The following is a 21,688-nucleotide window of genomic DNA, read 5'->3' on the forward strand; positions in this document are numbered from 1 at the left end:
GACGATCTATGGATGGATCTGGGCGCTGACGTCCGCGGTGACGGACCGACGATCGTCTGTCTTCCCTGGTACAGCCTGGACGCCGCGGTGAGCGCGGCCGCGTTGGAGCCGGTGCTGGCCATGTCGGGACTACGCCGGATCTACGTCGACCCGCCCGGCCACGGGCGTACGCCGGCCGGACCCTCCGACGCCGACGGTGTCCTCAAAGTCATCGAGGCGTACGCGGACCGGGTGGCGGGGCCGAATCCGTACCTGCTGGCGGGATTCTCCTACGGCGGCTACCTCGCGGCCGCCCTGACCCGGCGCCGGCCCGACCGGATCGGCGGGCTGCTGCTCGTCTGCCCGGGCACCCGGGTCCGCCCCGGCGACCGGGAACTGCCGGTGCCGCCGGCCGAGGCCGAGCCGGGCTGGCTGGACGGCGTACCGCCGGAACTGCGCAAGCACCTGCACTCGGCGCTCGGCAACCGGACCGCGCGTACCGCGAACCGGATCGCCGGCCTGCTCGCCGCCGCCGCGCCGGGCGATCCGCAGTACCTGGCTTCCCTGCGGGCCAACGGTTACCGACTGTCCGACGAGGACTCCCGGTTCGGGTACGCGGGCCCGACCGCCGTGATCACCGGCCGCCAGGACGGCATCGCCGGGTACGTCGACCAGTTCCGGGCCCTCGCCGCGTACGCGAACGCCACCTACACGGTGCTCGACAAGGCCGGCCACTACCTGCCGTTCGAGCAGCCGGACGCGTTCGGAGTCCTGGTCCGGGAATGGCTCAGCCGCTCGGTGAAGTGAGCCGCTCGGTGAAGTGAGCCGCCCGGTGAAGTGAGCCGCCCAGTGAAGTGAGCCGCCCGGTGAAGTAGGGCAGATCCGGGGTAAGGGACCGGCATGATCCTGGTCGGCACGTCGGGCTGGCAGTACAAGGACTGGCGGGGGCCCTTTTATCCGCGTGCGGTCGCCCAGCGGGACTGGCTGGAGTTCTACGCCGCGCGGTTCGCCGCCGTAGAGATCAACAACTCGTTCTACCGGCTGCCCGAGAAGAAGACGTTCGCCGACTGGGCGGCGCGTACGCCCGACGGGTTCGTGTTCGCGCCGAAGATGAGCCGCTACCTGACCCACGTCCGGCGGCTGCGCGATCCGGCGGAGCCGGTCGCGCGCTTCCTCGACCGGTGCGCGGCGCTCGGCGGGCACCTCGGCCCCGTCCTGCTGCAACTGCCGCCGACGCTCCGGGCCGACGACGACGCCCTCGACGACACGCTGCGGCGCTTTCCGTCCGGCGTACGCGTCGCGGTCGAACCGCGCCACGCCTCCTGGTTCACGCCGTCGACCCGCGCCGTCCTCGAACGACGGAAGGCGGCGCTGTGCTGGGCGGACCGGCTGGGCAGACCGGTCGGCCCCGGTTGGCGTACAACGGAATGGGGTTATCTGCGCATGCACGAAGGGCGGGCGGAACCGCGGCCGCGCTATGGACGGGCGGCGTTGCGCGCGTGCCTGGAGCGCGCGAGCGAGTTCGACGGCGACGTGTTCGTGTTCTTCAACAACGACCCGGGTGCCGCCGCGATCCACAACGCCGGGGAGTTCCAGATGATGATCACGCGTCGGCCGGGCCGGCCTCGATAAACTGCGATCGTGAGAGCAGACGGCACCTTCCAGGTCACCAGTTTCATCCCCACTTCGGTCACGTCCGAGCCGCCCATCGAGACTGCGTTGCCGGTGGGCGTCTCCACCATGGAGAAGCAGTACGCCGGCCAGATCACCGGCCGCTCGGCGACCCTGTTCACGGCGGCGTTCGACCAGAGCGCGGGGGTCGGCACCTACCTGGCGATGGAGTCGTTCCAGGGGACGGTGCAGGGGCGCACGGGCGCGTTCAACTTCGTGCACTCGGCGTCGACCAGCGGCAGCGACCGGTCGAACGAGTTCTTCGCGATCGTGGCGGGCAGCGGCACGGCGGAGCTGTCCGGGATCACGGGCGGCGGCGGGATGACCGTCGACCCCGACGGTACGCATCGCATCTGGTTCGACTACTCGCTCTGACCCGCGGGCGAGCCGGCTTGCAGGGAGCAGCCTGCAAGGTTCGCAATTTCTTTCCATTCATTTCCGCAGCTCGTGACAATGGCGTGTGTGCCATTGTGGCCACAGCTGATCATCGGCTCTTTACCTGCCTGCAAACTCTGCTTAACATGTGGCAACCTTTGCATCTTCTTGCAGGGTCCTGGGTGGGTGGTCTCCTCGGTGGAGGGAGCGCGGTCGATGCGTCAGCTGTGGCGGAGCCTGGGGCGGGCCCTGATGGGTCTCGTTCTGATCGTGACCGGTCTGACGGTCCTGAGCACGGCGCCGGCCCACGCCGGCATCGACACGCAGTCGCTCGGCGGGCGCTACGACGCCGGCCAGACCTCCGTCACGTTCCGCGTCTACTCCGCCCACGCGACCCGGATCACCGTCTCGGTGTACGCGGCCGCGACCGGTGCCGCCGAGAAGGCGAGCTACGTCCTGACCCAGGGGACCGGCAACGTCTGGGCGACCACCGTCAGCGTCAGTACGCTGCAGGCGGCAGGGGTCACCGGAACCGTCTACTACGGATACCGCGCGTGGGGCCCGAACTGGCCGTACCAGTCGGGCTGGACGAAGGGCTCCGGCACCGGTTTCCTCTCGGACGTGGACGCCGCGGGCAACCGGTTCAACCCCAACAAGCTCCTGCTCGACCCGTACGCGCGCGAAGTCAGCCACGACCCGGCGCTCACCGGTGCCGCGGGCAGCTACTCGACGGGCGCGGCGAAGCGGACCGTCGACACGGGAACCGTGGCCCCCAAGGGAATCGTGCTCGCAGCCGACACCACCGCCACGGGCACGAAGCCCACCCGCGCCTTCAAGGACGACGTCATGTACGAAGTCCACGTCCGCGGCCTCACCATGAACGACGGCGGCGTGACGGCCGCGTACCGGGGAACCTACAAGGGCGCCGGGCAGAAGGCCGCGTCCCTGGCTTCCCTGGGCGTGACGGCCGTCGAGTTCCTGCCCGTCCAGGAGACCCAGAACGACGGCAACGACACCGTCCCGAACAGCACCGCCGGGGACAACTACTGGGGCTACATGACCGAGGACTACTTCGCCCCCGACCGCCGCTACTCCTACGACAAGTCGCCCGGCGGCCCGACGCGCGAGTTCAAGGCGATGGTGAAGGCGTACCACGACGCGGGCATCAAGGTGTTCATCGACGTCGTCTACAACCACACCGCCGAGGGCGGCCGCCTCACCGCCGGCGACAAGACCGTCTACGACGAGTTCTCGTGGCGGGGCCTGGACAACTCAACCTACTACTCGCTCACCTCGGACATGCAGGGCGAGATGGACAACACCGGCCTCCTGCAGAACTACAACACGCACAACGCGGTCGCCCAGAATCTGATCGTCGACTCGGTCGCGTACTGGAAGAACACCATGGGCGTGGACGGCTTCCGGTTCGACCTCGCGACCGTCCTCGGCAACACCTGCGAGCACGGCTGCTACAACTACAGCCGCACCGACACGGGTACCGCCCTCAACCGCCTCACCGCCGAGATGCCCGCCCGCCCCGCCGCCGGCGGGTCCGGTGTGGACTGGATCGCCGAGCCGTGGGCCATCGGCGGCAACTCCTACCAGGTGGGCAACCTGCCCGCCGGCTGGTCGGAGTGGAACGGCGTCTACCGCGACACCCTGCGCGCCGACCAGAACCAGCTGGGCTCGGCCACGGTCACCCCGAGCGACCTGGCGACCCGCTTCGCCGGCTCGTCGGACCTCTACGGCGACGACGGCCGCAAGCCCTGGAACTCCATCGACCTCATGGTGGTCCACGACGGCTTCACCCTGAAAGACCTCTACAGCTGCAACGGCAAGAACAACAACCAGGCCTGGCCCTACGGCCCGTCCGACGGCGGCAGCGACGACAACAAGTCCTGGGACCAGGGCGGCATCGCCGCCGACCAGCGCAAGGCCGCGCGCAACGGGCTCGCCTTCCTCATGCTCTCCGGCGGCGCGCCGCTCATCACCGGCGGCGACGAGATGCTGCGCACCCTCAACTGCAACAACAATCCCTACAATGTGGACTCGTCGGCCAACTGGCTGAACTACTCCCTCTCCACCGACCAGAGCAACTTCAAGGCGTACGCGCAGAGCCTGATCGCGTTCCGCAAAGCCCACGCGGCGCTCCGCCCGCAGGACTTCTACTCCGCCGCCGACAACAACGGCAACGGGCTGGCCCAACTCGGCTGGTTCACCCCGGCCGGCACGGCACCGGACAGCGCGTACTGGTCGAACGGCGGCAACCACGCGCTCGCCTGGCGCTACGACGGCACGGAACTCGGCGACACGGCGAGCGCGATCTACGTCGGCTACAACGGCTGGTCCGGCGACGTCACGTTCACGCTGCCCGCACCGCCCGCCGGGCTGTCCTGGTACCGCGTGACGGACACGTCGACCTGGGCGGAGGGCCCGAACCAGGTGGCGGCGCCCGGCTCGGAAGCAGCGCTCGGCGGCCAGGGTACGCAATACGTCCTGCACGGCCGAGCGGTCCTCCTGCTCATAGCGAAGTAGCTCATAGCGAAGTAGCTCATCGCGAAGCAGTCCATAGCGAAGCAGCTCATCGCGAAGTAGCTCATAGCGAAGCAGTTCATGGCGAAGCAGCTCGTGGCCGCCGACGCCGTGGGCGGGCATGATCGCCTCTGTCTGTTGTGGATCGTGCTCATCGCGTAACTGATGCTTGGCCTGCGGTTATGTTGTTTGGCTTGCCGTGCGGTCTTGTCGTAGGGCGCCGTTACGGTGGCCGGGTGAGTGACTCGTTGGCCGGTGTGGTGGGGGAGCTGTTGGACGCTCCGCTCAGCTCGCTGCCCGACGACGCGCTCCTCGCCGAGCTGTCGGCCGTGTTCACCGCGACCCAGCGGCTGACCGCCCGGGTCGTGGCGCAGGTCGGTGAGGCGGCCGCGCGCGGCATCCCGGCCCGCAACGGCGCCTCCGGTACGCCGCCCTGGCTGGCGGATCTGCTGGGCATCTCGCTGCGCTCCGCCGGCGGCCTGGCGAAGCTGGCCGATGCGTTGCCGCGCCAGCCTGTCGTCGCGGACGCGCTGGCGTCCGGCTCACTGAGCGTGGAACAGGCGCAGGCGATCTCCTCGCTGGTGGCGCAGCTGCCCTCGGAGGTCGGCCCGGCCGGGAAGTCCCACGCCGAACAGGTGCTGACGGATCTGGCCAAGGAGCAGCGACTGCGGCCGGAGATCCTGGCCCGGCACCGGCGTACCGTGCTGGAGACGGTGTCGCCCGAGGTCGCCGAGGAGAAGCTGCGCCGAGACCTCGAACGGGAGAACCGGTCGGCGTTCCTGCGGCGGGCGTTCACGTTGAGCCCCAACGGCGACGGCGAATACCGGATCTCCGGCGTGCTCGACAGCGCGGCCGCCGCGTACGTGCGGGCGGCACTGGATCCGATCAGCGCGCCCGGCTCACTCCTCGGCCGCCGCCCCGCTCCCACCGGCGCCGACGGGCCCGCGCCGGCCGGCCCTGACCTGCCGGCTGATGCTTCTCTGGCTTTCGGTGCGGCTTCTTCCAGTGCTGCGGATCCGGACTCGCCTTCGGCCGGGGCTTTCCGCGGTGATCTGGCCGGGCGGCTCGACGACGCCTGGGACGATGCCGGGCGCGATACCCGTAGCGTCGCAGCCCGGCGCGCGGACGCGCTGACCTTCCTATGTGCCCAGGCTCTCGCCGACGGAGTGCTGCCCGAGTCCGGTGGTGAGCGGCCGCAGCTGGTCGTGACGCTCTCGTGGCAGCAACTGCGCGACAAGTACGGCTACGGCATCCTCGACACCGGCGGCCTGCTCACCCCGGAAACGGTCCGCCGCCTCGCCTGCGACGCGAAGATCATCCCAGCCGTCCTGGGCGGCGAGGGCCAGATCCTCGACTTCGGCCGCGCCCGCCGTCTCATCGACGGCTCCCTGCGCCGCGCACTCGTGCTGCGCGACCGGGGCTGCGCCTGGCCGGGTTGCGACCGCCCGCCCCGCTGGTGCGAAGGGCATCACATCGTGTCGTGGGCAGACGGCGGCCCGACGAGCCTCGACAACTCGGTACTCCTGTGCGGGTTCCACCATCGCGAGATCCACCGCGGCATCTGGAGGGTCCGCCTGCACCCACATGATCGACATCCCGAGTTCATTCCGCCCAAACACCTGGACCCGCTACAGCGGCCGCGGCGCAACAACATCCATCGGCGTACGTGAGCCGGAGGCGCGAGACCATGCGCCCGCCGCTTCGGGGTGCCCACCCGTTGGCTGGAACTCTGCTGGGCGGGGAAGGCTGCGTCCTTGATCAGAAGAGGGCGCGGCGTACGCTGCTGAGTCCGTAGCCGATCAGGAACAGGACGAAGTCGACGACGGCGAACGCCGGCACCACCATCCAGGCGAAGGCGGGCTGCTCGACGGTCGGAGTGTGGTCGATCGCGCCATGCCAGGCGTACCCGAGGGCGAAGGCTGCGATCAGCGCCAGCAAGATGATCGGCGACAGCCAGAAACGGGCGCGGGGAAGGCCGGGAAACAGCCAGCCGGCGAGGAAGGCCAGGGCCCAGCCGAGCCCGGCGGCGATATGCCAGCCGTGATCGGTGTGGTCGGTGTCGGTGATGGGGAACAGTGCCAGTGCCGCGATCCACCAGGCCACGGCGATAGCCCACCACAACAGCGTTCTCATGCACACCATGACGCACGGCGACGGCCGAAAGGTTCCCGGACCGCACGGCCTGACTCGGATGAGCGGCTCGGCAAACGGCCGACATCAGCGATGGGCGCCCGCGGCGCCTTGTGGCGATGACCATTCCCTCGTGGCGATCACCATTCCCTCGGGGCGATCACCATTCCGTGGGAGCGTTCGCGGCTTCAGATCTCCGCTTCAGATCTCCGTGCCGACGTGGTGGGCGCGCGCCCACGCGTGGACGACCGAGGCCGCCGCCACGTCGAGCGCTCCGTGCCCGGTCGATTTGAAGACCGTCACCTCCGTTGCGGCCGACCGGCCCGGATGCCGTCCATCCAGGACACTCCCGAGCAGCGTGATCCGCTCCGGCGGCACCCCCTGCAACTCGTACGCGCCCGCGGGCGGCGCGGAGGCGGCCGCGCCGGGCCATTCCGCGTACAGGGTGGCGGTGGCGACGAGGTCAGGATGCAGTTCGGGGCCGTGCGATCCGCCGACCGAGCTGATGTGCGCACCGGGCGCTGCCCAGTCCGGCGGGAACACCGGCTGCGTGGCGCCTGTGCAGCAGAAGATGACGTCGGCGTCGCGTACGGCGGATTCGATGGGGGCGGCGTGGGCGTTCGGGTGCGCGGCGGCGACCACGCGGGCACTGTGGACGTCGCGGCCACCGACCACGATCGGGGCCGAACTGTCCAGCGCGGCAAGCAGTTCGACCTGCGCCCGGGCCTGGACGCCGGTGCCGATGACGGCTACCTTGGCCGACTCCGGCCGGGCCAGGGCCCGCATGCTGAGGGTGGCCGAGGCGGCTGTGCGTACAGCGGTGATGGGTTCGGCGTCCATGACGGCGAGCGGGCGCCCGTCCTCGGGGTCGAAGAGCGCGACGAGACCGCGGTGCTTGCTGCGGCCGGCGATTCCCGGTGTGGCGAAGACGGAGACCAGCTTCGCGGCGAGCCCCAGATCCGGCACGTACGCGGGCATCGCCCCGAGCAGGCCGGTCGGGGCGAACGCGGCGATACGGGGCGGGGCGGAAACCGTGTCGCGGCTGATCGCGACGAGGGCCCGGGACACGGCGTCGAGGACGCGCAGCGGTTCCAGGGCGGCCCGGGTCTGTTCGCGGTCGAGGACGAGCAGGCGGCTCATGAGGGGCTCCGGGAGGACGTCAGGATCGTGCGGGGGATCGTACGGGGAGCACGAGGGCGATCGTGCGGGGACGGTGTGCGGGACCGTGACCTGGATAGTGACGGGAGAACATGGGGGCGAGTAGTGCCGGACGCGAAAGCGTGTGGTGAGCGAGTATGCAGCGGGATCGGGCGCGGCGGTAGCGCACGTCCGGCGGGAGTTCGGCGACAGGGGATCCGGGGCGAGCGGGCGGTGCCGCGGAGCAGCCCGGGCGGACGGCTCATGACGATCCGCCGGGACGGGTCAGGATCGTGATCAGGTCGGCTACGGCCTCGGCAAGGGCAGTACGGAGGAACTCGAGCCGCTCGCCGGTGAACTCGGCGTCCGGCCCGACGATCGTGAGCGCACACACCGCCGGTCCTAGCGAGGCCGGCTGAGCCGCTGGTTCAGGCGCTGGTTGGGGCGTTGACCGAGGTGCTGGTTGAGGCATTGACTGAGGCGCTGATCGGGGAGCTGATCGAGGCGTCGGCTGAGGGGTCGGCACGGCCTGGCTCAGCGAAGCGACGACCTTGTCGTTGCGGCCGCGTTCGAGGGCGTATCCGGTCGTGCGGACGCGGTCGATCTCGGCCTGTAGGTCCGCCGCCGAGTAGCCGGCCTCCTCCGCCTCCGCAAGATATGGCCCGTACGCGTCGGGCGCCAGCCCGGCGACGAGCGCGAGTGGGCCCGCGAACCGGTGTGCGGGAAGGGTTTCGCCGCGCAGGTGACTGATCATCTCCAGCCGTGCCGGTCGGACGGCGTCCACGACGCGGGAGCGCCGGGCTTCGAGTACCTGGAGGTTGACCATCATGTCGGTACGCTCCGCCAGCGCGACGAGGACGGGATGGGCGATCGCCACGAGGGAGTGCCCGGCCGCCGCGCTGGACACTTGCAGGGCAGTGGCGCCGGGTAGGTAGTGCTCGCCGACGCGGAGCACCCAGCCGCGCCTGACCAGGTCGAGCAGCACCCGGTACGCGGTCGCGCGATGCAGCCCGACGGCTGTGGCCAGCTCGCCGAGGCGCTGCGGCCGGTCGGCGTGCGCGACGGCCTCGATGAGGTCGAGCGCCTTGTCCACGGCGGAACTGGCGGACCGCGCCATCAGGCTCCTCCCGATCTTTCGCCTTCAAGGCCTCATGCCCCGAAGGCTCACCAAGCTGCCCGAAGGCTCACCAAGCTGCCGAATGCCCTACAAGCTGCCCGGAAGGCTCAACAAGCTGCCCGAAGGCTCAAGGCCAGGTCTCGTACATGATCCTGTGCTCGCTGAGGTATCGTTACGCCACACGTTACAGTTGTTACCTACACTGTAACAGCGCCCCACGTAACAGCGCCCAACGTAACAGCGCCCAACGTAACAGCGCCCAACCCCCGGAGGCTCGCATGGATGAACCCGCTCCGACTCCGTACGCTGCCCCGGGCGAAGGGGACGTCGTCGTCTACCGCGGGGCCACGCTGATCGACGGCACGGGCGCATCCGCTCGGCGTGCCTCGATCGTGGTGGACGGCGCGAAGATCGTCGCTGTCGACGCGGATCCGGAGGTGCCCGCCGGCGCCGTGGAGGTCGATCTGGCCGGCCGGTTCGTCATTCCCGGTCTCATCGATTCGCATCAGCACATCGCGACGCCGCCGAACCGCCCGGTCGCCGAGGCCGCGCTGCGCCGCCAGGTCTTCGGTGGCGTCACCGCCATCCGCGACATGGCCGACGACCTGCGCCAGATCGCCGATCTCGCCCGCGCGACGCTCGTCGGCGAGATTCCCGGACCCGACATCGTGTACGCGGCGCTCATGGCCGGCCCGAGCTTCTTCGACGATCCGCGTACGTGGCAGGTGTCGCAGGGTGAGACGCCGGGGCGGGTGCCGTGGATGCAGGCGATCGACGAGGAGACGGATCTTCCGCTCGCGGTCGCGCGGGCGCAGGGCACACATGCCAAAGCCATCAAGGTGTACGCGAACCTGCCCGCCTCCACTGTGGAGGATATCGTCGACGAGGCGCACCGGCAGGGGATGATGGTCTGGGCGCACGCGACCGTGTTCCCGGCCCGACCCGGCGAGGTCGTCGCGGCCGGGGTCGACTCCGTTTCGCACGTGTCGCTGCTCGCGTACGAGACGGCGGAAGGATTGCTGAACTACAAGGACAAGCCGGCCTTCGACGCGGCGAACCTGATCGCGAACGGCGACCCCCGGCTCGACGCCCTGTACGCGGACATGCGTGAGCGCGGCACCATCCTCGATGCGACCGCCGGCATGTGGATCTGGATGGCGAACCAGGCCGGCCAGTCAGCCGAGGTGGATCAGGCGGCCAGGAACCGGGCGCTGACCAATGTGGAGCTGTCGGCGAAGCTGACGGCGGCGGCTTACCGGGCGGGGGTCGAGATCTCGACCGGGACCGATTACGAGACCGATCCGGAGAACCCGTTCCCGTCGCTGCACGAGGAGCTGGTGTTCCTGCACGAGCAGTGTGGCATCCCGGCCGAGCAGGTCATCCGCAGCGCGACCCTGGTCGGCGCGCGGAGCATGGGGGCGGCGGACCGGATGGGCAGCGTCGAGGCGGGCAAGCTGGCCAACTTCGTCGTGCTGGCCCGGGATCCGCTGGCCGACCTGCGTCATCTGGACTCGATCGAGTTCGTGGTCAAGCGCGGCCACCGTTACGAGCGTTCCGACTACACACAGCCCGCAGCCTCCGGCGTCCAGACCCAGGGCCACGGAGTCCAAGCATGATGAGAGCTCGGGCATTATGGGAGCTCAGGGATGATGGGAGCTCAGGCATGATGGGAGCGCGGGCATGATGATCGTCAACGCGCTCGGCGTACTGGACAACCCGAACGGCGCGGCCTCCGAGTCGTCGGCGGGCCACCTGATCCAGTCCAGCGAGGATCTGACGATCGACGCGCGTACGCTCGCCGAAGCGCACGCGTCCGGGCTGACCGCGGTCAACATCACGCTCGGCTACACGCTCGGGGACCTGGAACCGTTCGGGCACACCGTCCGCGAGCTGGACGTGTGGGACGCGATCATCGAGAAGCATGCCGCCGACCTGCTGAAGGTCGAGACGGCGGCCGATCTGGTGACGGCCGGGCGGACCGGCCGGATCGGCGTGATCTACGGCTTCCAGAACGCGGTCGCGGTAGGCGCCGCAGCAGGCCGGGAGCCCGGCGAAGCAGAGGACCGGGTCGCGTTGTTCCACCGCCGGGGCGTACGCGTCATCCAGCTGACCTACAACCAGGCCAACCAGCTCGGCGACGGTTCGATGGCACCCGAGAACCGGGGCCTGACCGAGTTCGGGCGAGAGGTTGTCGCGGCCCTCAATGCGAACCGTGTCATGGTCGACCTGTCGCACAGCGGCGAGCGTACGTGCCTGGACGCGATCCGGACCTCGGCCGCGCCGGTGTCCATCAACCACACCGGCTGCCGGGCCCTGACCGATCTGCCGCGCAACAAGACCGACGAGGAACTGCGCCTCGTCGCGGACGGCGGCGGCTTCGTCGGGATCTACTTCATGCCGTTCCTGCACCCGTCCGGCCACGCGACCGCCGCCGACGTCGTCGAGCACATCGCGCACGCCGTCGACGTGTGCGGCGAGGACGCGGTCGGGATCGGCACCGACGGTCCGGTCACCGCGATCGACGACCTGGACGCGTACCGGGAGCGGCTGGCCGAGCACGTGGCCCAGCGCCAGGCCGCGGGGGTCGGTGCGGCGGGGGAGCGGGCGGACACCTTCCCGTTCGTCGTCGACCTGCGCGGGGTGGACCAGTTCCGCAAGCTCATCGGGCTGCTGGAAGACCGCGGCTACACCGCCGACCGGATCGAGAAGATCATGGGTCGCAACTTCCACGCGTACGCCGAAAGGGTCTGGTGAGTGTCCCGGCCCCGGTGCGTGAGGCCGGGACACTCGGACGGGCATCCGGGGAGAGCCCGTCCGCGGTGCCGCGTTAACCGGCGGAGCCGTCGCGCGAGTGGGTGAGCGGCGGTTCCGACTACTACAGCGCCGGGTGCGGCTCAGATGTCACTGCCGCTCAGATGTCACTGCCCTCAGATGTCACTGCCTTTGGATGTCACTGCCTTCGGGTGTTACTGCCTTCGGGTGTTACTGCCTTCGGGTGTTACTGCGCGGCGCTGTCCGGAGTAGTGCTTTCCGAGGCAGTGCTGTCTGGAGCAGTGCTGTCCGAGGCGGTGCTGGCTGGAGCGGCGTTGTCCGGATGTGACGGGTGGGCGGACGGCTTGCCGTGCTCCTTGCCCGGCTCGACCAGCGCGACGCAGTACGCCTCCACGTTGCCCTCGCCGCCGGCCGCGGCGACGAGTTCGGCGAGGGCCGGCGTGGTCAGCTGCCTGGCGCGCTCCTTCTTGTTCCCCGCCAGGTACGCGTTGCACAACCCGGCGAACGACGCCGGCACGGAGGCGGACGGGCTCGGCTGCGGTGAACCGGGCTGGGGCGAACCTGGCTGGGCCGAACCGGGCTGGGACTCACCGGGCTGCGGCGAGGAGACCGGCGAACCAGGTGTGGCCGGCCCCGTCCGGGGCGCGTTCGGAGGGGTGTGCGAAGCCGGCGCGGGGTGCAGCGGAGTCGGCAGCACGCCGGTTCCGGCCGCGAGGGCGAGCCCGCCGGCGGCCGTGGCGGCGGCGACGGCCGCGGCCAGCTTGACCCCGACCAGCCGCATCCCGAAGAACCTCAGTCCGCCGCGGCGCTGAGCCCGGGCGGCGTACGCGGCGAAGACGGCGTCGGCCCGGCGCATCTCGTCCGGGGTGCCCGGCCCGGCCGCGGCGTCCAGCAGCCGGGCGAGGGGAGCGAGAACGGGATCGTCCACAGTGTCCACATGCAGGTCCCCGTGCCGGGCCCCGTGCAGGTCCCCCCGCAGAAGCTGTTCGGCCGTGTCGGCGTCGATCGCGCCCGCCCCGTATTCGTCCTGCCGCGGAACGAAGTACCCGCCGGCCAACTCGTCACCCGGCTCATAACGGCGCTCGTCACCCTGCTGATCACGGCGACCCTGCTGATCACGGCGCTCGTCACCATGCTGACCACGGCGTTCGGCATCGTGCTGATCACGGCGCTCGTCCCCCTGAGCATCGCGCTCGGCGCCGTGATCGTGCCGGGGCTCGTAGTTCGGATCCTCACTCATCGCGACCTCTGGCGTGGCGGGGGCGGTCTTCGGTGGCTCCGAGCCGCTCCGCGAGCCGGTGCAGGCCGCGGTGGGCGGCCATGCGTACGGCGCCGGGCCGTTTGCCCAGCACCTTGGCGGCGGCCACGGCGTCGAGGCCGAGGACCGCGCGTAGCATCACGGCTTCGGCCTGGTCCACTGGCAGCGAGGCCACCAGTGCGACCGCCTCGGCTGTGGAGAGCGTGTCGAGCGCCAGGTCGGCCGCGTCCGGCGCGGTACGCGGTTCGGGCAGTTCCTCCACCGGCGTCGGGTACGCCGGCCGGCGGCGCGCGTGGCGTACGTGGTCGAGGGCGCGGTGGCGGGCGATGGTCGCCGCCCAGGCCCGGAAATCCGCCCCGTCCCCGCGGAACTTGTGCAGATCGCGGACCACCTGCAGCCACGCCTCCGAGGTCACGTCCTCGGCCTCGTCGCTGACGAGGACCCGAACATATCGCAACAGACCAGGGTGGACCTGGGTATACACCGCGCGGAAGGCGGCCTCGTCCCCGGACCGGGCCGCCTCGACGGCGGCGCCGAGGGCGTCATGACCGCCGTCACCGTCCCGCCAGGCTCGCACGAGGAGCCATCAGATCACACCTGGCCGGTGTGCGGAAGCCGCTCATGACCGTGCGTGACATTTCGTGCCGCCGTAACGCTCTTGCGAATGATGCGCAGCCACCGTCTCAGGGAGTTCGACCGGCCGGTTTTCGCCGACCGATGCGGCCGGCGCCGCCGCCCTGCCGGGCCGGTCGGAGCCGGCTTCGCCAGGCCCCCGCACCGATCGTCGCCGCCGCTCGCGGACCTGTCCGGTGCCGCGTCCGGCCAGCTGCCAGGCTTTCCGCGAGCGGGCGCGGCCGGCTCGACCGCCGCCGCCCGGTCGGCGACTCCGTCACACGAGCCGTCCGCGACGCATCCGGCGGTCCTGCGGGCACCGTCGCGTACGCCCGTGCCTGCGTCGCCGTCGCCCGTCCCGTCGGCGCGCCACCCGAGCCATCCGCCGCACCCGTCCAGGAAAATAGCTTTTCCACCCGATAGCGGCCCCTCACCCGATAGCGGCCCCTCACCCAGATAGCCGCACCTCAGCCAGACAGCCGCCCCTCATCTCGATACCCGCATCACAGCCTGATCCGGTTACACAGCCAGATCCGGTTACACAGCCAGATCCGGTTTCACAGCCTGATCCGGTTACACAGCCAGAGACCGCTTCTCCGGCAGAGACCGCTTCTCGGCTCGACGCAGCCTCTCGACACAAACAAGCCCCTCGATACAAGCCCCTCGATACAAGCCCTCGATACAAGCCCCTCGACAGAAGGAGTCAGACCGTGGATCGCAGGACCGCCCTCGGCCTCGCGCTCGCCGCCGGCGCGGCCACCGCCGGCATCTTCCCGGCCGCGGCCACCGCCAAGCCGAAACCCAACCCGGGCCCCCGCGACATCCTCACCCGCCGCTGGACCAACGCTTCCGGCTTCGCCACGGGTACGCAGGCCGGCACCGTCGCGGCCGGCGACGCGCTCGCGATCGGCGTACCGGCGGGGCAGATCGCGTACACGGACCCGACGACCGGCAGCAGCGGCACGTACGACTACGCGACCTGGACCTCGCCCGAAGTGCCGCTCGGTTTCACGGCCACCGAGGCGGTCGCCTCGTGGAACGCGTCCACACCGGACGGTACCTGGCTGCTGGCCGAGCTGCGGGGAGTCACGGCCGCCGGCACCACCACCCGCTGGTACGCGATGGGCCGCTGGGCGTCGTCCGACACGGTCGTCCAGCGCACCTCGATCGGCGGCCAGTCCGACGCCGACGGCTCGATCGCGATCGACACGTTCCAGGCGGCCGCCGGCCACGGCCTGGTACGCGTACAGGTCCGCGTCACGCTCTACCGACCGGCCGGATCCGGGCTGACCCCGACGCTGCGCTCGGCCGGCTTCATGGCGTCCTCGTTGCCGGCGCCCGGTTCGGTGGTCGCCAGCACTCCGCAGCTGGCCCAGGGCGTGACCCTGGCCGTGCCGCAGTACTCGCAGGACATCCACGCCGGACAGTATCCGCAGTACAACGGCGGCGGCGAAGCGTGGTGCAGCCCGACGTCGACCTCGATGGCCGTCGCCTTCTGGGGTACCGGTCCCACCCCGGCCGACTACGCCTGGGTCGATCCCGCGTACGCGGACCCGTGGGTGGACTCCGCCGCCCGGGACTGCTACGACAAGAATTACAACGGCACCGGCAACTGGCCCTTCAACACCGCGTACGCGGGCCGGTTCGGGCTCGACGCGTTCGTCACCCGGCTGCGCTCGCTCAACGAGGTCGAACAGTTCATCGCGGCCGGCGTACCGGTGGTGTGCTCGCTGTCGTTCCGCAAGGGCCAGATCCCGGGCCTGACCTACGGCACCAACGGCCACCTGCTGATGGTGGTCGGCTTCACGGCGACCGGCCAGCCCGTCCTCAACGACCCGGCCACCGCCACCGACGCCGGCGTACGCAAAACGGTGGGGCGCGCGGAATTCGAAGCCGCCTGGCTCGATTCGAGCGGGGGGACGGTCTACGTCATCCACTCGGCGGCGGTGGCCTTGCCGCCGTCCCCGACCCAGGCCAACTGGTAGATCTGTCGCAGCGCGGCGCCGGTCAGCGTGACCGGCGCCGCGGTTCTGCGGTTCCGCCGGTCACAAGATGCCGCCGGTCAGGATGCCGCCGGTCAGAAGGTGAGGACGACCTTGATGTCGTCGGGTTCCGGCTTGAGCGCCGTTGCGTAATCCTCCAGTTGCACCCGTCTGGTGATGAGGCTGCCGAGCCAGGCCGGGTCCGCCGCCGCGAGTGCTCGCTCCGCGTCCGCGTAGTGCTTGAGGTTGGCGTTGACCGAGCCGATCACCACGTCGTTCTCCAGGACGATGTCGCGGTTGGCGCCGCCGACGTCGACATGGATCTTGCGGCCCGCCGTCGACACGCCGGTCAGGCAGACGATCCCGTACTCGGCGTTGTGCGCGAGGGCGTCCGCGATCACCTCCGGCACGCCGGTCGCCTCGATGACGATGTCGGGGCGCAGGCGCTCGCCGACCTCGCGCGCGCTCTCGCTGTGGTAGGTCGCGCCGAGCGCGGCCACCGCGGCCGGCTTCGGGCCCGCGTCCACCCGGTCCAGAACATGAACTTCCAGCCCTCGTTGTACGCCGAGCAGCGCCGCCAGCATCCCGATCGGTCCCGCCCCGGTGACCAGTACGCGTTGCGGCTCGAACCACGACCGCTTGCCGACGTGTTCGATCTGGTCCCACGCCTTGGCCACGACCGAGGCGGGTTCCATGAGAACACCGAGTTCGCCCAGGCGCTTGTCGATCTTGACGGCGTACGCGGTCTCGACGGTCCACAGTTCGCTGGCGTACCCGTCGATCTCCTTGATGCCGCGTTCGGTGTATTTTCCGTTGCGGCACATGTCGAATTCTCCCCGTGCGCACGCTCCACAGGGGACGGGGTCAGGCCGGCGTACCACCCCGGCGACGAGGTCGCCCTCGGCGAAGCCGCTGCCGGCCGGGGCGGTGCGTACGCGGCCCAGCGACTCGTGCCCGAGGACGAGCCGGTCGGCACCGGGCGGGGCCCAGCCGTACTCGCCGTCGGCGATCTCGCGGTCGGTGCCGCAGACGCCCAGCGCCACCGCCTCGACGAGCAGTTCCCCGGCGGCCGGTACGGGATCGGGGCGGTCCTCGACCCGGGCCGATCCCGCCGTGAGTGGCAGCACCGTCAGCGCCTTCATGCAGACCCCGCTTTCCTCAGGACTCTCTTTTCAGGAGGACTCTCTTCAGGACGTGCGTGTGCGTACAAGTTCGGGTGTCGCCGTATCGAGCGGGACGGCGCCGCCGGGCACCAGGCCGAGCGAGACGGTGTGGCGCAGGCCCACCGCGGAGAACGCCCAGTCGGCGGCGGTCCGTACGCGGTTGGCCGGCAGGGCGAGCAGGTGGTAGCCGCGGGTGACGGCCCTGGCGAGCGGGCCGCCGAGCGGGATGTGCAGCGGGTTGGCGGCCGCTTCCCAGCCGCCGAGGTCGACCGTGAAGCCGAGGTCGCGGTGCCGGTAGCCGGCGCGGCCGCCGGTCCAGCCGAGCGACGCCGCGACGTTGCGGGCGGCGAGGACACCCTGGCGCTGGGCGTGCTGCGCGGTCATCGCGGTGACCTCGCCGGGGCGGGTGACGTCCGGGACGGCGGCCGCGTCGCCACACGCGATGATCTCGGGGTGGCCGGGCACGGTCAGGAACTCGTCCACGACCAGGCGCCCCTGGCGCACTTCCAGGCCGGTCGACTCCACCAACGGGTCCGGCCGTACGCCGACGCACCAGATGAGCGAGCGGGTGGCGACGAACTCGCCGGTGCTCAGCCGGACGCCGTCGGCGGTGGCCTCGGCGACCGACGTGCCGAGCAGCAGCCGCAGTCCCCGGCGGCGCAGGACCCGGTCCGCCGTACGCGACAGCCGCTCGTCCAGCCCCGGCAGCACCCGGTCGGCGGTGTCGACGAGCAGCCAGCGCGGCTCGGGCAGGTCCGGGAACTGTTTCGCGAGGGCCTTCGTGAGCAGCTGCCCCTGGGCCGCGACCTCGGTGCCGGTGTAGCCCGCGCCGACCACGACGAACGTGCAGCGGGCCAGCCGTTCGTCCGGGTCGTCGGCGGCGTCGGCCAGTTCCAGCTGGCGGATCATGTGGTCGCGCAGGTAGAGGGCCTCCGGCAGGCCGCGGAACCCGTGCGCGTGCTCGGCGACGCCGGGGATCGGCAGCAGCTTGTTCACGCTGCCCGCGGCCAGGATCAGCCGGTCGTACGCGACGCGCCGGCGCGTACCTTCGGGGTTGACGTAGTGCACGGTGTGGCCGTCGATGTCCACCTCGTCGACGTCACCGAGGACGAGGCGTACGCGTCGCAGCGTCTTCGCCAGTGGCAGGGCGACCTGGCGCGGATCGAGGACCCCGCCGGCCACCTCGGGCAGCAGCGGCAGATAGAGGAAGTAGTCGGTCGGGTTGACCAGAACGATCTCGACCCGGTCCCGCGCCAGCCGGGAGAGTGTGCGGGCCGCGTGGAACCCCGCGAACCCTCCACCCACGATGACGACCCGCGGCCTGCCCATCCGCACCTCCCGAGTGTGCCTGAGGACGGCGCTTACCCGGGCGGGAATGGACGAAACCCGTGCCGCGGGCCGGCCGGGAGAACCCGGCGCTCCCGCCCGTCAGGCAGCCTGCTCGCTGGTCAGGCAGCCTGCTCGCTGGTGAGGTAGTCGTAGAGGCCGACCGTGCGCAGGACGCGTTCGATACGCGGACTGAAGTTGGTGACGGCGAAGTCGACCTGCGCCTCGACGGCGGCCTCTTTGGAGCGCAGCAGCGCGCGCAGCCCGGACGAGTCGAGGAACTCCACAGAGGAGAGATCCGCGTGCAGCCGCTTGAGCGAGGTGGCCCGGATCGCCTCCGCGAGCCACTGCTCGACGTCGTCGGCGGTCGACATGTCGATCTCACCGGCGAGCGCGACGACGCACACGTCATCGACGATGTGGGTCTCCTGGGTTGCCATGCCGCCCTCCTTTCCGAGAGAGCTTAAGCCCTGCCGTCCCCACGAGTGAGGATCTGCCATCCGGACGGGACCTGCCTCGCCGACGGGGGGACCGCTCACGCGGCGGGCCGGGCATCGTTGCGCAGGGCGACGATCGTGATGTCGTCGCGGGGCTCTTCGGCCGCGTAGTCCAGCGCCAGCGTGGCGAGGCCCTGCGCGATCACGTCGGCCGGATGGGCGGCCAGCTGGGCGGCCGACTCGCAGACCCCTTCCAGGCCGAAGAACTCGTCGCCGTCGCGGCGCTCGGTCACGCCGTCGGTGAACATGATCAGCGAATCGCCCGGCCGGAGCAGCACCGTCTCCGGTACGCAGTGCACCCGCGGCAGGACGCCGAGCGCCGTGCCCCAGACGCCGACGGGCTGGACTTCGCCGTGCCGGCGTACGAGGACGGGCTGGTCGTGGCCGGCCAGGTAGACGGTCACCGGCAGGGCGTCGCCGACCGTCGGGGCCTGGACGTGGGCCAGGGCCATCGTGCAGTAGCGCTGGCAGCGGCTGCGGATCGTCTCGTTGAGCGCGTCGAGCGCCTCGGTGACCGGTTTGCCCTCTATGAGGAGGACACGCAGGACTTCCCGGACGATGCCCGTCACGGTGGCGGCCTGCACGCCCTTGCCCGCCACGTCGCCGATGACCGCGACGCAGTCGCCGCCGGGCAGCGTGATCAGGTCGTACATGTCGCCGCCGACCTGGTTGTACTGCCCCGCGGGCAGGTAGCTGGTGCCGATGCCGAGCCCCGCCACCACCGGCAGCGTCGGCGGCAGCAGCGCCTGCTGCAGCGTGTGGGAGATGTGCCGGCGCTCGTCGTGCACGCGCGCGTTGTCGAGCGCCGCCGCGCCGCGCCGCGCCACCTCCTCCGCGATGCTCACGCTCTCCGCGTCGGCGATGCCCGGACCACCGAGCGCGAGCGCCCCCACACGCTGCCCGTGCGCGCGCATCGGGATGACCAGGCAATCGGGTACGCCGGTGACGACCGCTCCGGTCGCGTCCAGCACGGTGTCCAGCATCTGCCTGCTGTTGAGCCGCTTGCCGAAGGCGTGCTGCGGGGAGAGCATGTTCGCCGCCGCGGCCTCGTCCGTGTGCGCCACCGTGGCGATCCGGGGTACGCCCTTGCCGTCCAGCGTGTACAGCGCGCACCACTCGACCAGCCGGGGTACGACGAGCCGGGGGATCAGCGCCTCGGTCAGCTGGGTGTCGATCGAGTGCGCGAGCAGGTCGCCGACTTCCAGCAGATAGGTCAGCCAGGACTGGCGGCGCAGGTCGGCCTGGCGCAGCCGCTCGTACTCGAGGGCCGTGGCCAGGCGCTGGGCGGTGAGCCGGACCGGTGCGCTCGTATCGATGCCGCCTGTGCCCGTGCCGGCTGCATCAGCCCGGGTTGCATCAGCCCCAGTTGGATCAGTCCCAGCTGGATCAGTCCCAGTTGCATCAGCCGCGGCTGCACCAGTCCCCGTTGCATCGGGCTGCGCCCCGGCCGGTCCTGTCGCGGGCATCCGCAGGACGCCGGTCCACGGCACGGTCAGCGCCAGCGGGGTCTCGGCGACCGGCTTGCCGCTCACCGTCGCGGGGCGACCGGCCGTCGCGATCGTGGTCGGGCCGCGCCCGTCGTCGCGGTCGACCACGGCGCTGACCCAGGTGCCCGTGTACCGGCCCAGCGCCGCCAGCAGCTGGGTGGCGAAGGCGGGGATCGGCCGGCCGGTGCCGTCCGGCGACGGCACGGCCAGGATCTCCTCGATCGCGATCAGCCGGCGCTCGGGCCCGTACGGCTCGGCGCCCCGCCCGGACCCGCCGGGCGGCGGGGTTGTCGGCGGTGTTGAGGGCACCGCTGACGGCACCGCTGACGGCACCGCCGGCGACACGGCGGGGACGAGGATGTCGGAGGATCGGCTCGGCACGCGTCTAGTCTTGCCCGAAAGGCCGATCGGGGCCAGCCGATCACCGCGCGCATGCCGTCTGACCGTATGCGCGGTTGTGGACGGCTGCGTTCTTGTGGACGGCTGCGCACTTCTGGACGACCATGAAGGCGTACCCCGTACGCGACCGCGCGTAGCGACCCCGGCCCCGACAGTAGGACAAAACCTCATGACTGTGCAGGAAAAGGCCGAAATCCGGACCGACGACGAAGCCTGGCGTGAGATCCACCATGCCTTGCGCGAGGTGCACGCCGGGAACTTCGACGTACGCCTCACCCGCGGCGCCGGGCATCAGGCGGACGTCGCCGACGCGTTCAACGACGTGCTGGCCCTGCTCGGCCGCCGCAACCGGGAACTGATCCGCATCTCGCGGGTGGTCGGCCGGGAAGGCCGCGTGACCGAGCGACTGGACGCCGACGCGTACGAGGGGCAGTGGGGCGACGGGATCGAGGCGATCAACAACCTGATCGACGACCTGGGCCGGCCGACCACGGAGATCGCCCGGGTGATCGTGGCGGTGGCCGAGGGCGACCTCTCGCAGCAGATGGCGCTCGACATCGACGGGCGGCCGCTGCGCGGCGAGTTCCAGACCATCGGCCGCACGGTGAACAAGATGGTCGACCAGCTGTCGTCGTTCGCGGCCGAGGTGACCCGCGTGGCGCGCGAGGTCGGCACGGAGGGCAAGCTCGGCGGCCAGGCGGACGTGGCGGGGGTCGCCGGCACCTGGCGCGACCTGACCGACAACGTGAACCTGATGGCCTCCAACCTGACCAACCAGGTGCGGTCGATCTCCCAGGTGACCACGGCCATCGCGCAGGGCGACCTGTCGCAGAAGGTGACCATCGCGGCCAAGGGCGAGGTCGCCGACCTGGCCGAGACGATCAATACGCTGATCAACACGCTGCGGGTCTTCGCCGAGCAGGTCACCCGGGTGGCCCGCGAGGTGGGCACGGAAGGCAAGCTCGGCGGCCAGGCGCAGATCCCCGACGTGGCCGGGACGTGGACGGACCTGACCGACGCCGTGAACTACATGGCGTCCAACCTGACCGCCCAGGTGCGCAACATCGCCCAGGTGGCGACGGCGGTGGCGAAGGGCGACCTGTCGCAGAAGATCACGGTCGCCGCGCAGGGCGAGATCCTGGAGCTGAAGAACACCGTCAACACGATGGTGGACCAGTTGTCGTCGTTCGCCGACGAGGTCACGCGCGTCGCGCGCGAGGTCGGTTCGGAGGGCAAGCTCGGTGGTCAGGC

General features: G+C 70.8%; 18 protein-coding genes. 10 read left to right on the top strand and 8 right to left on the bottom strand.

All coding sequences use genetic code 11. The features are described 5' to 3' along the window. Positions 1 to 12: 12 nt before the first annotated feature. From G401_RS52005 to G401_RS0141865, 5 genes are all read left to right on the top strand, one after another. On the top strand, positions 13 to 786 hold the full coding sequence (locus tag G401_RS52005; RefSeq protein WP_034594750.1) for an alpha/beta fold hydrolase: 774 nt from the start codon (positions 13 to 15) through the stop codon (positions 784 to 786). Positions 787 to 879: 93 nt separating this feature from the next. Then, complete coding sequence (locus G401_RS52010; RefSeq protein ID WP_051367997.1) at positions 880 to 1,611, top strand: DUF72 domain-containing protein; 732 nt, start codon at positions 880 to 882, stop codon at positions 1,609 to 1,611. Positions 1,612 to 1,620: 9 nt separating this feature from the next. Beyond that, positions 1,621 to 2,025, top strand: a complete 405-nt coding sequence (locus tag G401_RS0141850; RefSeq protein ID WP_027347198.1) for a DUF3224 domain-containing protein — start codon at positions 1,621 to 1,623, stop codon at positions 2,023 to 2,025. 216 nt (positions 2,026 to 2,241) lie between these two features. Further along, complete coding sequence (locus tag G401_RS0141855) at positions 2,242 to 4,560, top strand: isoamylase (protein ID WP_034594751.1); 2,319 nt, start codon at positions 2,242 to 2,244, stop codon at positions 4,558 to 4,560. A gap of 233 nt (positions 4,561 to 4,793) precedes the next feature. Then, positions 4,794 to 6,227, top strand: a complete 1,434-nt coding sequence (locus G401_RS0141865) for an HNH endonuclease signature motif containing protein (protein WP_169734314.1) — start codon at positions 4,794 to 4,796, stop codon at positions 6,225 to 6,227. 88 nt (positions 6,228 to 6,315) lie between these two features. Here G401_RS0141865 and G401_RS0141870 read toward each other — a convergent pair whose 3' ends face one another. From G401_RS0141870 to G401_RS0141880, 3 genes are all read right to left on the bottom strand, one after another. Next, positions 6,316 to 6,690, bottom strand: coding sequence for a hypothetical protein (locus tag G401_RS0141870; RefSeq protein WP_157546835.1), 375 nt, complete (start codon positions 6,688 to 6,690; stop codon positions 6,316 to 6,318). A gap of 198 nt (positions 6,691 to 6,888) precedes the next feature. Then, on the bottom strand, positions 6,889 to 7,827 hold the full coding sequence (locus tag G401_RS0141875; protein ID WP_027347202.1) for an ornithine cyclodeaminase family protein: 939 nt from the start codon (positions 7,825 to 7,827) through the stop codon (positions 6,889 to 6,891). Positions 7,828 to 8,086: 259 nt separating this feature from the next. Further along, positions 8,087 to 8,941, bottom strand: coding sequence for an IclR family transcriptional regulator (locus tag G401_RS0141880; RefSeq protein ID WP_027347203.1), 855 nt, complete (start codon positions 8,939 to 8,941; stop codon positions 8,087 to 8,089). A 278-nt stretch (positions 8,942 to 9,219) separates the two neighbouring features. Between G401_RS0141880 and G401_RS52015 the strand changes: the two genes are divergently transcribed. From G401_RS52015 to G401_RS58760, 3 genes are all read left to right on the top strand, one after another. After that, positions 9,220 to 10,557, top strand: coding sequence for an amidohydrolase family protein (locus tag G401_RS52015; protein ID WP_051367998.1), 1,338 nt, complete (start codon positions 9,220 to 9,222; stop codon positions 10,555 to 10,557). Between the two features lie 64 nt (positions 10,558 to 10,621). Next, the gene (locus G401_RS0141890; RefSeq protein ID WP_027347204.1) at positions 10,622 to 11,695 is read left to right on the top strand and encodes a dipeptidase; all 1,074 of its coding nucleotides are present in this window, start codon (positions 10,622 to 10,624) and stop codon (positions 11,693 to 11,695) included. 161 nt (positions 11,696 to 11,856) lie between these two features. Then, complete coding sequence (locus G401_RS58760) at positions 11,857 to 12,525, top strand: pentapeptide repeat-containing protein (RefSeq protein ID WP_407636981.1); 669 nt, start codon at positions 11,857 to 11,859, stop codon at positions 12,523 to 12,525. Positions 12,526 to 12,945: 420 nt separating this feature from the next. Here G401_RS58760 and G401_RS0141900 read toward each other — a convergent pair whose 3' ends face one another. Next, complete coding sequence (locus G401_RS0141900) at positions 12,946 to 13,548, bottom strand: RNA polymerase sigma factor (protein WP_027347205.1); 603 nt, start codon at positions 13,546 to 13,548, stop codon at positions 12,946 to 12,948. A gap of 745 nt (positions 13,549 to 14,293) precedes the next feature. Here G401_RS0141900 and G401_RS52025 point away from each other — a divergent pair. Continuing rightward, positions 14,294 to 15,568 carry a C39 family peptidase gene (locus tag G401_RS52025; RefSeq protein ID WP_034594754.1) on the top strand — a complete coding sequence of 425 codons (1,275 nt, stop codon included), beginning with the start codon at positions 14,294 to 14,296 and terminating at the stop codon, positions 15,566 to 15,568. Between the two features lie 92 nt (positions 15,569 to 15,660). On the opposite strand, the gene G401_RS0141910 is transcribed toward G401_RS52025, so the two are convergent. The 4 genes from G401_RS0141910 to G401_RS0141925 form a co-directional block, all read right to left on the bottom strand. Next, entirely contained in the window at positions 15,661 to 16,707 is a 1,047-nt protein-coding gene (locus tag G401_RS0141910) for a glucose 1-dehydrogenase (RefSeq protein ID WP_027347206.1), read from the bottom strand. Between the two features lie 45 nt (positions 16,708 to 16,752). Next, positions 16,753 to 18,057 (bottom strand): NAD(P)/FAD-dependent oxidoreductase, encoded by a 1,305-nt coding sequence (locus G401_RS0141915; protein ID WP_027347207.1) that lies wholly within the window; start codon positions 18,055 to 18,057, stop codon positions 16,753 to 16,755. 119 nt (positions 18,058 to 18,176) lie between these two features. Continuing rightward, positions 18,177 to 18,494 carry an STAS domain-containing protein gene (locus G401_RS52030; RefSeq protein WP_051368000.1) on the bottom strand — a complete coding sequence of 106 codons (318 nt, stop codon included), beginning with the start codon at positions 18,492 to 18,494 and terminating at the stop codon, positions 18,177 to 18,179. 95 nt (positions 18,495 to 18,589) lie between these two features. Further along, the gene (locus G401_RS0141925; protein WP_051368001.1) at positions 18,590 to 20,419 is read right to left on the bottom strand and encodes a PP2C family protein-serine/threonine phosphatase; all 1,830 of its coding nucleotides are present in this window, start codon (positions 20,417 to 20,419) and stop codon (positions 18,590 to 18,592) included. 187 nt (positions 20,420 to 20,606) lie between these two features. Here G401_RS0141925 and G401_RS58195 point away from each other — a divergent pair. Then, on the top strand, positions 20,607 to 21,688 hold a 1,082-nt coding region (locus tag G401_RS58195; RefSeq protein WP_034594756.1), incomplete at its 3' end, for a HAMP domain-containing protein.

Origin of the sequence: Hamadaea tsunoensis DSM 44101 (genome assembly GCF_000428945.1) — a bacterium.
GTDB lineage: Bacteria > Actinomycetota > Actinomycetes > Mycobacteriales > Micromonosporaceae > Hamadaea > Hamadaea tsunoensis.